This window comes from Ectobacillus sp. JY-23 (genome assembly GCF_023022965.1).
In the GTDB taxonomy this organism is placed as follows: domain Bacteria; phylum Bacillota; class Bacilli; order Bacillales; family Bacillaceae_G; genus Ectobacillus.
The window spans coordinates 2,739,617-2,751,691 of record NZ_CP095462.1; the positions used below are offsets into that span (position 1 = coordinate 2,739,617).

General features: G+C 38.6%; 10 protein-coding genes and 1 riboswitch. Of the genes, 7 read left to right on the forward strand and 3 right to left on the reverse strand.

The annotated features are described in order from the left end of the window. Positions 1 to 31: 31 nt before the first annotated feature. Both rlmD and MUG87_RS14115 read left to right on the forward strand, forming a co-directional pair. Positions 32 to 1,408: a 23S rRNA (uracil(1939)-C(5))-methyltransferase RlmD gene (gene rlmD / locus MUG87_RS14110; RefSeq protein WP_247082959.1), complete on the forward strand. Its 1,377-nt coding sequence runs from the start codon at positions 32 to 34 to the stop codon at positions 1,406 to 1,408. 341 nt (positions 1,409 to 1,749) lie between these two features. Next, on the forward strand, positions 1,750 to 4,107 hold the full coding sequence (locus MUG87_RS14115) for a putative bifunctional diguanylate cyclase/phosphodiesterase (RefSeq protein ID WP_247082961.1): 2,358 nt from the start codon (positions 1,750 to 1,752) through the stop codon (positions 4,105 to 4,107). Positions 4,108 to 4,379: 272 nt separating this feature from the next. On the opposite strand, the gene MUG87_RS14120 is transcribed toward MUG87_RS14115, so the two are convergent. The 3 genes from MUG87_RS14120 to MUG87_RS14130 form a co-directional block, all read right to left on the reverse strand. Further along, positions 4,380 to 5,195, reverse strand: coding sequence for a GGDEF domain-containing protein (locus tag MUG87_RS14120; protein ID WP_247082963.1), 816 nt, complete (start codon positions 5,193 to 5,195; stop codon positions 4,380 to 4,382). An 11-nt stretch (positions 5,196 to 5,206) separates the two neighbouring features. Beyond that, positions 5,207 to 5,291, reverse strand: a riboswitch (cyclic di-GMP riboswitch). A 100-nt stretch (positions 5,292 to 5,391) separates the two neighbouring features. Beyond that, positions 5,392 to 6,576: a NupC/NupG family nucleoside CNT transporter gene (locus MUG87_RS14125; protein WP_247082965.1), complete on the reverse strand. Its 1,185-nt coding sequence runs from the start codon at positions 6,574 to 6,576 to the stop codon at positions 5,392 to 5,394. 49 nt (positions 6,577 to 6,625) lie between these two features. Then, positions 6,626 to 7,018 (reverse strand): cytidine deaminase, encoded by a 393-nt coding sequence (locus tag MUG87_RS14130; protein WP_247082968.1) that lies wholly within the window; start codon positions 7,016 to 7,018, stop codon positions 6,626 to 6,628. 332 nt (positions 7,019 to 7,350) lie between these two features. On the opposite strand from MUG87_RS14130, the gene MUG87_RS14135 reads away from it, so the two are divergent. From MUG87_RS14135 to MUG87_RS14155, 5 genes are all read left to right on the forward strand, one after another. Then, a complete protein-coding gene (locus MUG87_RS14135) occupies positions 7,351 to 8,466 on the forward strand; it encodes a toxic anion resistance protein (protein ID WP_247082970.1) in 1,116 nt (371 codons plus the stop codon). Between the two features lie 97 nt (positions 8,467 to 8,563). Continuing rightward, a complete protein-coding gene (locus MUG87_RS14140) occupies positions 8,564 to 9,400 on the forward strand; it encodes a DUF3974 domain-containing protein (RefSeq protein ID WP_247082972.1) in 837 nt (278 codons plus the stop codon). 307 nt (positions 9,401 to 9,707) lie between these two features. Further along, a complete protein-coding gene (locus MUG87_RS14145) occupies positions 9,708 to 10,262 on the forward strand; it encodes a helix-turn-helix domain-containing protein (RefSeq protein ID WP_247082974.1) in 555 nt (184 codons plus the stop codon). Beyond that, a complete protein-coding gene (locus tag MUG87_RS14150) occupies positions 10,255 to 11,226 on the forward strand; it encodes an alpha/beta hydrolase (RefSeq protein WP_247082976.1) in 972 nt (323 codons plus the stop codon). The genes MUG87_RS14145 and MUG87_RS14150 overlap by 8 nt, the downstream gene beginning before the upstream one ends. Further along, positions 11,205 to 11,978, forward strand: a complete 774-nt coding sequence (locus MUG87_RS14155) for a YhfC family intramembrane metalloprotease (protein ID WP_247082977.1) — start codon at positions 11,205 to 11,207, stop codon at positions 11,976 to 11,978. The genes MUG87_RS14150 and MUG87_RS14155 overlap by 22 nt, the downstream gene beginning before the upstream one ends. Positions 11,979 to 12,075 lie beyond the last annotated feature (97 nt).

The following is a 12,075-nucleotide window of genomic DNA, read 5'->3' on the forward strand; positions in this document are numbered from 1 at the left end:
ACGCAGTGAATTCAAAAAAAGAGGTCGAGAGATGAGCGTAAAAATGACACCCCCTGTTGGGAAGAATGAATATATAGATGTAGTTTTTGAGGATTTAACACATGATGGTGCTGGTGTTGCAAAGGTGAATGGCTATCCGATTTTTGTAGCACAGGCGCTACCAGAAGAGCATGCGACAATCAAGATTATTAAGGTAAAAAAGAATTTCGCGTTTGGCCGCTTGATTGAGCTGCATAAGAAAAGCCCCTATCGTCAGGAAGCTCCCTGCGCTGTGTATAAGCAATGCGGCGGCTGTCAACTTCAGCATTTGAGCTACGAAGGTCAGCTAAAAGCAAAAGAAAAGCAAGTACGTGATGTGATGCGCCGTATTGGCGGCTTGGAAGACGTGCCGATCCATCCGGTGTTAGGTATGGAAAAGCCCTGGGAGTATCGAAACAAGGCCCAGGTGCCAATTGGTGACAGAGAGGGCGGACTAGTTGCCGGTTTTTATCGCCAGGGTACACATGAGATTATTAACATGGAAAAGTGCTTAATTCAAATTGAAGAGAACGATATTTTGATTCAAGCGGTAAAGAGAATTTGCGAAAAGCATGGTGTACAAGCTTATCGTGAGGAGGAGCACACAGGTACGCTACGACATGTGATGGCGCGCTATGGACAAGTGACCGGTGAAATTATGCTTGTGTTTGTGACACGTACGGGAGATTTGCCGCAGCAGCAGCAAATCATCGACGAGATTGTCGTACAATTTCCAAATGTGAAATCCATCGTGCAGAATGTAAATAAAAAGCGTACGAATGTTATTTTTGGTGATACAACGAAAGTATTGTACGGCTCAGAATATATTTATGATTGTATCGGTGATATTAAATTTGCAATTTCAGCCCGCTCCTTTTATCAGGTCAATCCAATACAAACAAAGGTATTATACGATAAGGCAATGGAGTATGCTGCACTTAGTGGGCAAGAAGAGGTAATTGATGCCTATTGTGGTATCGGAACCATTTCTCTTTTCTTAGCGCAGAAAGCCAAAACGGTGTACGGTGTTGAAATTGTTCCGGAAGCAATTGAAGATGCGAAGCGTAACGCTGCACTGAATGGAATGACAAATGTAGAGTTTGCGGTAGGAGAAGCGGAAACAGTAATTCCTAATTGGTATAAGCAAGGTATTCATGCCGATGTGATGGTAGTTGATCCACCTCGTAAGGGCTGTGATGACTCGCTTTTGGAGACTATTATTGATATGAAGCCAAAGCGCGTTGTATACGTGTCTTGTAATCCTGCCACACTTGCTCGGGATCTACGCATCTTAGAGGATGGCGGCTTTAAAACGCGAGAGATTCAACCGGTTGATATGTTCCCGCAAACAATGCATTGTGAAGCGGTGGCGGTTTTAGAAAGTGTATGAGGAAAAGGTCTATTTAGGATTCAAACCTAAATAGACCTTTTTTATGAATAGGCTGTTTTAAAGCCTAATGTTGATCATTTGCACTGATTGATTGGAGTGAAGAGGGTGAGACTCCTGCGGGAAAAGCGAGTCAAAGGGAAACCCCGCAGGCGCATAGTGCTGAGGAGGCTCCCTGACCGCCCGTGGAATAACGGAAATCAACAACGAACTTTAACAGACCCTATGAATAAATTATCTTATTTTTAAAATTATTATATACAAAAATAATGTTTTTATAATAGAATCTTCTTATGTGAAGTTATCCTATTCGCAATGTGAACGTGTAAAGAAGGAGTAAGAAAATGACTGGGTTCTACATGTTAGGTGTTTATTTGCTTTCCATTACAAGTTGTTTTGTTATTATTAAGCTACGAATGAATTATGAAAACAAACGAGAAAAAAATAAAGCGATATGGGGGCCAGTATTATTAACCCTCCTTTTTTGGTGCATTCATATATTAACCGTCTTATCGCTCGGATTACCTCTTTCTGTAAATCCTATCACGTATTTTGTCATTAGCTTAGTTATGGGCGGATTTATGGTATGGGTTGTTTTACATTTGGCCTATAGTATGTTTTTAACTCATGTTCGATTTCTTACGGCCGTTCTTGCTGTATCCACATATATGTTTGTAAGTCATTATGTTACCTCTTTATTTGTATATGAAACGTTTGTTGATATTAAGCCATTGCAGCTGATGATGGCATTCACATTAACATTAGCCTATATTTATGCCGGGCTTCGTTATTTAATTGAATTGGGGCGCTCTGCATCGTTAAAAAATATATATATTTGGAAAGTGTCAGGTTCACTACTAGGTGGTATTGTCATGGCGGGTATTCCTTATGTGACATTTTTAGCAATTATAGAAACGGAAGAACCGTTTATCGGCTTGCGGGAAGCAAGCTTTATACCTTATTACATACAGATTGTGTTCGTATTCTTATTGAATCTTGTTCCTGACTTAATGAGAGAAGAGACTGTGAGAGAGCAAGAGACACGAATTACAGATAATCAAAATAATCAACAACTGTTGTTTGATAACCATCCAGAGCCAGTATTTGTATTGAGTAGAGATGGTATATTTGAACAAGTGAACGAAGCTTTTGAACAATTTACGAGGCGACCTAAACAGAAGATTATAGGTAGTCACTTTGGAAACTTTATATGCGGGGAAGTAAAGCAGCAATTTGAACAGCTGTTTAAGAGTACAATAGAAGGTGGTGCTCATCATAAAGAGCTGCAAATTGAAAGGCAGGATACTTACAAGTTAGATGTATTGGTTACGACGATTCCTGTAGTTGTAGAAGGTAAAACAACAGGGGTATATGGCATTGTAAAAGATGTGACAGAAGCCAAAAAGGTCGAAGCAACCTTTCAAAGGTATGCCTATCAGGACGAACTAACATTGCTTCCCAATCGCCGCTCTTTTCTAAACAAGCTACGAAACTTAGAAGAAAGTACGGCTCCATATGCCATCATGTTTATTGATATGGATAGCTTCAAAAAATTGAATGACTTGTTTGGACATTCATTTGGTGATCAAATTATTCAAGCTTTTGCCGGACGTATAGCTAAACTTTTACAAGGTAAACATGTATTTTCACGTATTGCCGGAGATGAATTTACAGTATTGATACAAGAAGGGCTAGAAGAAGAATTATTATGTCAGTTAGCACAAGACATTATTAATTCCACGAAAGAGCCATTTTATTTAGCGGGTAAAGAATGCTATGTAACAGCAAGTATCGGCATAGCGATGTATCCAAAGCATGCAGGTGCAGCATCCATAGTGATGAAGTATGCCGATGCGGCTATGTATCATGCGAAAAAGAAGGGGCGTAATAACTTCCAAATTTATAATGAAACTATCCGTGAAAATACAGAAATGCAGTTAACGCTGGAAAATGATTTACGAAGAGCAATCAGCCTTGGAGAACTTACACTGCACTACCAGCCTAAATTACATGCATTATCAAATGAAGTGATTGGTTTGGAAGCATTGGTACGCTGGAAGCATCCTAGTCTCGGTATGATTGCGCCAGGAAAGTTTATTTCGATAGCTGAAGAAACAGGTCTTATTGTAGCGCTGGAGCGCTGGGTCATGAAGGAGGTTTGCCGTCAAATTATCCGATTTGAACAAGAGGGTGTTGTGCCGCCACGCATTGCCTTTAATTTATCCACTCGTCATATCTGCCAAGAAGATATTGTATTATTTATCCAAGAGTTATTAGAGCAAACATGGGTTAACCCTAACTTATTAGAAATCGAAATTACGGAAAGTTTGTTTATGGAAAATACAAATCAAGCAATTGAAAAGTTACAAGTATTGAAAGACATGGGCATTCGTATTAGCATGGATGACTTTGGCACTGGATTCAGTTCGTTAAGTTATTTGAAGTCTTTACCTCTAAACTGCATGAAAATTGATCAGTCCTTTGTTCGCGATGTAACAAGTGATGAGAATAGTAAAGCGATTGTTGCGATGATTATTTCTATGGCAAACTTATTGCAATTTGATGTAGTAGCAGAAGGGGTTGAAACACAGGAGCAATTGGAGTGCTTAATTAATCTTCATTGTCATCAAGTGCAAGGATATTATTTTAGTAAACCGTTACCTGTAGATGAAGTACAGCTATTTTTACGAAAAGCATCGTAGCTGAAATAAAAAAGCACGGATCTCCGTGCTTTTTATTTCTATTGGCTGTGTCAGAGTCTCATGTTAATCATTTGCACTTGTTGATTGTGAGACTCCTGCAGGAAAAATGAATCAAAGGGAGACCCGTAACGGAAATCAACAACGAACTTTAACAGAGCCTTTCTATTAAAATTTCTTGTTGTTTTTTACTGCTGGGGACTCTTTTAGTCTTCTTCTCTCTACGCTAATGAATAAATAACGATAAGCTTTAACAAAGTCTACGAAGGCGTAATTTACTGCGCAATAACTACTTGATTGCGACCTTGTGCTTTGGCTTGGTATAAAGCTTCATCAGCTTGATGAATGAAGTGTGTAGTAGAGCTACGAGCATATTTTGCGACACCTGCACTGATTGTAATAGGGATATGTTTACCTTTATGTGTAAAATGGGCATTAGAAACTGCTATTCGAATTCGTTCTGCAATCTGTAGGCATTCCTTTGTTGTAGTTTCCGGAACTAACACAACAAACTCTTCTCCTCCTATACGAACCAAGCCATCCGAAGCTCTAATATTATCTTGTATGATGCCTGCGACCTGCTTTAAAATATTGTCTCCGGCTGAATGGCCATATGTATCATTCACTGCTTTAAAATAATCGATGTCAATAAGAATGATGTGAAGTGGGATGCCGATTTTATTACTGAGCGGAATGGTTTTTTCCATATAAAAATCAAAATATCTGCGATTGTATACACCCGTTAACTGATCTATCAATGTCAGTTCTCTTGTTTCACGTAACGCCCGGTTGTATTGAATTTTACAATAAGCAACGGTGAATAGAACAGAGTGGTTCGTAATCGTTCCAACCATAAATTCAATGAGCATATCTCGAGATATATCCTGCGATATAAAAGCAAACGAATATTTTACAGTGCTGAGGAAAAAAGCAACTAACACCGCTACCCTCCAACTCGGAAAAGCAGCAATAAGTAAAATACCGGGTAAAATCATAAGAGACCAAATTGCATTATAGGGAAATAACGAATATAAAAACAGAGGCGAGAGAACGGTAATAGGGATTAAGAATAATAGTATTTTCTTATTCATTGCAACTTCCTTTCGACAACCAAGCTATCATAGCGTTTCCGCCTTAGACCATAGGCTTTGCGTCCCTATCTTTCAACAGGTTTGCCCTTTTCGTAGGATGATTTTGTAACTTAATATTACTAAATCGAGATATTCATTTCAACGAAAATGAACAATATAAGAAAAAAACTTGCGCAATTTTGCGCAAGTTTTTTTCTTATAGAATAAAGCTGACAATTACGGCAGACAAAACGCTTACAAGTGTTGCTCCGTATAGAAGACGTAAGCCGAATCGTGCAACTGTATTTCCTTGCTTTTCGCTCAATCCTTTAACCGCACCAGCGATGATGCCGATGGAAGAGAAGTTTGCGAAGGATACAAGGAAGACAGAGATAATTCCAAGTGTACGAGCACTCAAATCATTTGCTACCTTACCAAGATCGATCATAGCCACAAACTCGTTTGTTACAAGTTTAGTTGCCATAATACCACCTGCTGTTACTACTTCAGAAGCAGGAACACCCATAATGAAAGCAAATGGTGCAAAAATATAGCCAAGAATTTGTTGGAATGAGATACCGAATATCATATCAAATACGTTATTGATGGCAGCCATTAAAGCAACGAAACCAAGTAGCATTGCACCTACGATAATCGCAACTTTAAAGCCGTCCATGATATATTCGCCAATCATTTCAAAGAAGGTTTGTTTTTCTTCCTCTTCTTGAATTTCAAGAATATCTTCTTCCTCTGTAACTGTGTAAGGATTAATAATTGATGCGATAATAAAACCGCCGAATAGGTTAATAACAATAGCTGTTACAACATACTTTGGCTCAATCATCGTCATGTATGCACCTACAATGGACATAGAAACTGTTGACATTGCGGATGCACATAATGTGTACAAGCGGTGAGAAGGAAGCATATCTAATTGTTTTTTTACAGTGATAAATACTTCAGACTGTCCCACCATAGCAGATGCTACTGCATTGTATGATTCTAATTTTCCCATTCCATTGATTTTGCTTAGAAGTAAACCAATCCATTTCATAACGAATGGTAAAATTTTGAAGTGTTGGAAAATGCCGATTAAAACAGAGATAAATACGATTGGTAAAAGAACACCTAAGAAGAAAGACATCTGACCTTCGTTTACAAGACCACCGAATACGAAATTAATACCTTCATTCGCATATTCAAGCAACTTTTCAAATACGCCGGCAATACCTTTAATTAAAACAAGACCAAACTTTGTGTTTAGTAATACATAAGAAAGAACCAACTGAACAACAATCATAATAGCAATAGGTTTAAATTTAATGTTCTTTCTGTCGGAGCTTACTAACCAAGCTAAACCCAAAACAACAACTAATCCTAAAAGGGCGATTAAATATTTCATTGCTGCCTCCATGAAAATAATAATAATAGAAAATTACGAGTTACATAGATTACAAGTCTTTAGAAGAAAAGCTACCTGGTAATAACTCTTGTATAGATGTTACTTTGTAGTCGCCTTTTAAATTGGCAAGGATAACAGGAGTATGATCTTCGCCAAACTCTGCAATAACTTGACGGCATGCACCGCATGGCGAGATAGGTCCCTCTGTATCGCCGACAACCGCAATTGCCGCAATCTCTGTTTCGCCATCAGAAACCGCTTTAAATAAAGCTGTTCGTTCAGCGCAATTTGTTAAGCCATATGATGCATTTTCTACGTTACAGCCGAGAAAAATCGTATTATTTTTTGTTAATACGGCGGCACCTACTTTAAAGTTAGAGTACGGAACATAAGCATGATTACGTGCTTCAATTGCTTTGGCAATAAGCTTTTGAACATCCATTTGCGAGCCTCCCAATCTTCTAAAGATAGTTGTCAGATTGTAGAATAATCTTATAAGTGAAATGTAGTGATTTGTATGATGTATGACTTCTGACAATATTGAATATATCCGAAAATTCGACACAAGTCAACAAAAAACTGATAACGTTTTCATTGATTTTATATTGTCTGAATAAAATACAGTTTCAGTGAAGGGGTGTGTTATAGATAAATAGAAGTAATACATGTTTAGTTTCTGACAAAATGTAAGAAGATATAGGACTTAAGTCGTATTTGTGTCTGTAGCAGTAGTATATATGAACAAATTGGTCTAGAATGAATATAGAGGGAGTGATGACTTTGGAAAATATACAAAAAGAATTATTGTCTCCGTCACCACAGGAGCATGTGGAGCCTATCGCAGATATTATTATTAGAGAAGAGGAGCTAATGCGCCTTAACAAAGAAGCAGATTCATATGTTGAGCAATTAAATACAGAGAGAAATGCTGATATATCAAATGTTCTCACACAGCTTGCCGCTCTTGGCGATAAAGAACAGCGTGAAGCGGGTGATACGCTAACTGCCTTAAAACAACCGGTAGCTGCCATGATGAATGGAAAAAATGATGAAATTCCTGCGACTCTCCTTGAACTACGCAAGGTTGTGTCACAACTAGATCCGAACACAGTACAAGCTTCTGGTCTCAAACGGATGGTTCATAAAATGATGCGTAAAAATCCGATGGAAGCATATATGCATAAATATCAGTCCATTGATAAACAAATTGAAGTCATTATTAAATCACTTCTTGTTGGTCGTGACAATCTACAAGAAGACAGTGTTGGCCTGCAGATGCTTAAAGAGCAGTCTCTGAATAAAATTCACAATCTGGATAAACAGGTATATTTAGGACGCAAACTGGCAGAGATGCTAGAAGTAGAGAGACAAAAGCCGGATCGTCAAAAAGATGTCCCACTTATTAATGATGCGCTTGAAAAAATCTTGGTGCGAACCCGCAATATGCAACAAGCTAAAAGCGTCTTACTCCAATCCATTGCCTCGGTAGATATTATTAAGAAAAACAATGAAAAGCTCGTTGAAGCGATACGAAATGCAATTACGATGACACAAAATGTTGTAACTGTTTCAGCTTCCATCCAATTAGCGCTCAACAATCAGCGTAAAAGTATTGATGCAGTAAACGCCACAAATGAAGCTATTGAAACAATGATATTAAGTAACTCTCGTGCGCTTAAGCAAAATACAGAAGAAACAACTCGCTTACTTGAGAATCCGGCAATCGGTATGGATAAACTACGCGAATCGTTTCAGAACGTATTCGCCGCAATTAAAGCTTCAGAAGAGTCTACAGAGCGTATTATTCAATCAAGCAAAACATTTGTTAAAGAATTGGATACCTTTAATGATGAGATGAAGAAGAAGCTGATTGAGTATAAGCGGAAGTAGAATTTAGGTAGGAAACAAGAGCAGGCGTGCGGTATGCTTGTGCAGAGGAAGACTATATGTATAGCGTGTATGTGTGAAAGAAAAAGTGAGGTGTAAGATGGACACGATTATATCTATCATTTTAACGATTCTTGGCATTGGGGCAGTGCTGCTGTTAGGTACAGGGGCAGTCGTTGTACTGGCGGGAAGGCGTTTGTATGTTTCCTGGAAACAGCCTTATAAACGTGCAGTAGATTCTATGGAAAAGCTTTCACATAAATCTATTCCGTTTTTACAGGACTTCACGCATCATGCTTCCTTTAGACGCTGGCTGCGCGCAGAGGGCAGAAGTGATATAGAGGCCCTGAGTGTACTGTTTTGTGCGACAGATCATAGTACAAAAGGCGTCATTTTAGATGCTTTGCCAAGACATGAGCAAAAGCGTCTGCATATAAAAATTAAACAAAAAAAGAACTTTGCAAAAGAAGACATTGATTTTACGGCAGTGAAAATTCGAGAATACATGGAGCAGGCATATCAACAAGCTGACCAAACATTAGACATGTCTTTTTACACATTGTATTTTCATGAAGAATACGGGGAAACGCTCAAATATATTCAAAATGCAAGCCGAACTGTTCATGCAGAGCTCCGTGAAACCATTCAAGTGGTGGTAACAGCTGTTTTACGAAATATACCATATTATCGAACACGCCGTCTTTACGAACAGCAACATAAATACGAATCTTTTTTAATGAAGGATTTGCCTGAGATGCTGGAGATTATTACACAGCTTCCTCCATCACAGCGTCCGCCTAAAGAGGAAGAACTAACCTCTTATTTACAAAAGTTCTATGATGAGTTTCTTACAGAGGAAAGCATGATGTATAAAAACTTGGACAGTGCCTTGCAGGTGAAGATGCAGGCGACAAAAGAAAAGTTTTTTAAAAACTAACCTGTTTTAGATGACAAAAAGAACGGATGATATATGGTTGCAGTCTTGTCTGTGCTGAGTAAGGTTTTAGTGAGGTGCTCTCTCATTTTCATATGAAACCAGTTGTACTTGTTTAGGGGCGGATTCAACAGCCCCTAAATGCATGTAGGATAAAAAGCGAGCGTTTATAATGTCATATGAAGATGGAAATACGAGTAATATAATCATCGTATTGACTTTTTTTTCTTTTTATATTATCATTATCGATAATGATAATATTTTTTAATGTATGCACATATATAATTGTGTAGAAAGCAAGGTGATTGGTTTGGATGAAAAAGCAAAATTAATTATACATCCGGTTCGCATGAGAATCGTACAGACCTTTATCGGAGGACAAAAGTTAACCGTGCAGGAGATACAAGAAAAGCTAAAGGACGTTCCGCAGGCTACACTGTATCGTAATTTGAATAAGCTTGTAAAAGGCGGTGTGCTAGAAGTCGCGGCAACAAATCAGGTACGAGGAACTATTGAAAAAGTGTATGAATTGGTAGGCGGCGAGGCGGGCCTTTCAGCGGAAGAATTTCAAAATAGTTCGCGTGAAGAACAAATGGGCGTATTTATGAGATTTGTCGGCAATCTAATTGATCAGTTTGGTCGGTACTTGGATCAAGATGAAATTGACTTAGTCAAGGACGGTGTCACAATGCGCCAAGTGGAGCTGTATTTAGATGAAAAAGAATATTTGGAGCTAATGAAAAGTGTCGCCAAGCTATATCAGGAGGCTATGAAAAACAAACCAGAGGGTGAGAGGAGAAAAAGATTTGTTACAACGATTGTTGTTCCAGAGGTATTGATAGGAAAGGAGAAAAGTCATGATTAGAGAAGAGAACATAAAGATTTTAAGCGCTTATGAATTAGGAGCAACCTTAACATTCCCAGCAACGGAAGACGTACAATCTCCCGCTATTTTGTTAATTCCGGGTACGGGTGGCAGCGACCGCGATGGAAACAAAGGCGGATTAGATATGAATTTATATAAAGATTTGGCTCACTTTTTTACCCAGCAAGGCTTTGTTACACTGCGCTATGATAAAAGAGGGATGCATGAGAGCAGAGGAGATGCCTATGCATGCGGTATGTGGGATATGGTTGATGATGCAGCAGCTTGTTTGCGCTTTTTAAAAACGCATCCGCAAGTTAATCCTAACCGTATTATTATTTTTGGTCATAGTGAAGGTTGTATTCTTGGAACGGCTTTGCAGATAAAGGAGCCTGCGAGTGGACTCATCATGGTAGGTGGCGGTGCGATGTCATTAAAAGAAGCTATTGATCAGCAACGCGAGAGCGCATTCGTAGCTATGCAGGCACAAAAGGGATTTAAGGGCTGGTTGTTTCGAACATTAAAAGCAGTGGAAAAAGCGAAAAAGCAAAATGCAGCTTTTGATGAAAAAGTACTGAATTCTACAGAAGATACAATTAAAATGATGGGAAAAAAGCTGCCTGCGAAGTGGTTACGTGAGCATTATTCCTATGATATATGTGCAGATTTGGCAAGTGTGACATGTCCAACGCTTGTTATAAGCGGCTCTAAAGATTTACAGGCTCCTATTGAAGGTGTGTTGAGGGTAGAGAAGCTTGTACAAGGAGAAGTAGAGACACATATCATTCCAAATATGACGCATATCTTAAAAATATGGGATGGAGAAATAGATGGTTTGAATTTGATGAAAGTGTATAAAGAGCAGGTAAATCAGCCAATCGATGAGACGCTTCTACAGGTGCTAGAAAATTGGCTATTGCGCTATAAGGGGGCGAAGAGCGAATGGTTAGTCAATCAGCAATAGCAGGTCTCGTCGTGCAATGTATGATATCAATCCTTATTCCCATCTTTGTGTACGTGTTTATGAAAAAGAAATATAAAATCTCATTTCGTCCGGTGTTGGTGGGGGCAGCTATTTTTATAGGGTTTGTATTAATTCTTGAAGGCGCATTGAATGCTTATGTACTGCATGTTAATGAAACCACAGCAAAAATTACGGAACATCCTTATTGGTTTACCTTGTATGGATCGCTGATGGCAGGTGTGTTTGAAGAGGTTGGAAGGTTTATCGCATTTACCTATCTGTTAAAAGTGTATCGAGACCGAAAAGATGGTCTTGCCTTTGGTCTGGGACATGGAGGAATTGAAGCTATTATCATTGGCGGCATGACAGCAATTCAAAGTATTGTATATGCGCAGCTGCTCAATACAGGAAAATTAGAAAGCGCGTTTGGTCAGCTTCCACCAGAAGCTTTACAAGGAATAAAAGATTCTTTACTAGATTTAACCTTTGTCTCAGGCGTTATGGGTGGTGCGGAGCGTATCGCAGCGCTTGTCCTTCAGATTGCTCTTTCTATCTTAGTTTTATATGCAGTGAAAGAGAAGAAATTCAGTTATGTTATGTTAGCCATATTTCTGCATACCCTTGTTGATTATATTGTGTTCTTGCATCGAACAATCGGGTTATCTCTCATGGTTGTAGAAGTATTTTTATTGATAGTAGCGATATGTTCTTATATTTTCATAAAAAGAAGTAAATCTTTATTTAATATATAAGTACAACTAGAAAAACCGACATTCTTTTTTGGGTGGGAAAGAAGAACGGGCAATGTATGGTGGCGGTCAGTGCCTAAGAGATACACGTGTCAAGTAA

Bases quoted from the DNA above. Each gene is read 5' to 3' on its own strand.
- MUG87_RS14130 (WP_247082968.1), bottom strand. From the start codon at position 7,018: ATGGATGTTCAAAAGCTTATTGCCAAAGCAATTGAAGCACGTAATCAT.
- rlmD (WP_247082959.1), top strand. From the start codon at position 32: ATGAGCGTAAAAATGACACCCCCTGTTGGGAAGAATGAATATATAGAT.
- MUG87_RS14140 (WP_247082972.1), top strand. From the start codon at position 8,564: ATGGACACGATTATATCTATCATTTTAACGATTCTTGGCATTGGGGCA.
- MUG87_RS14115 (WP_247082961.1), top strand. From the start codon at position 1,750: ATGACTGGGTTCTACATGTTAGGTGTTTATTTGCTTTCCATTACAAGT.
- MUG87_RS14120 (WP_247082963.1), bottom strand. From the start codon at position 5,195: ATGAATAAGAAAATACTATTATTCTTAATCCCTATTACCGTTCTCTCG.
- MUG87_RS14150 (WP_247082976.1), top strand. From the start codon at position 10,255: ATGATTAGAGAAGAGAACATAAAGATTTTAAGCGCTTATGAATTAGGA.
- MUG87_RS14155 (WP_247082977.1), top strand. From the start codon at position 11,205: ATGGTTAGTCAATCAGCAATAGCAGGTCTCGTCGTGCAATGTATGATA.
- MUG87_RS14135 (WP_247082970.1), top strand. From the start codon at position 7,351: ATGACTTTGGAAAATATACAAAAAGAATTATTGTCTCCGTCACCACAG.
- MUG87_RS14125 (WP_247082965.1), bottom strand. From the start codon at position 6,576: ATGAAATATTTAATCGCCCTTTTAGGATTAGTTGTTGTTTTGGGTTTA.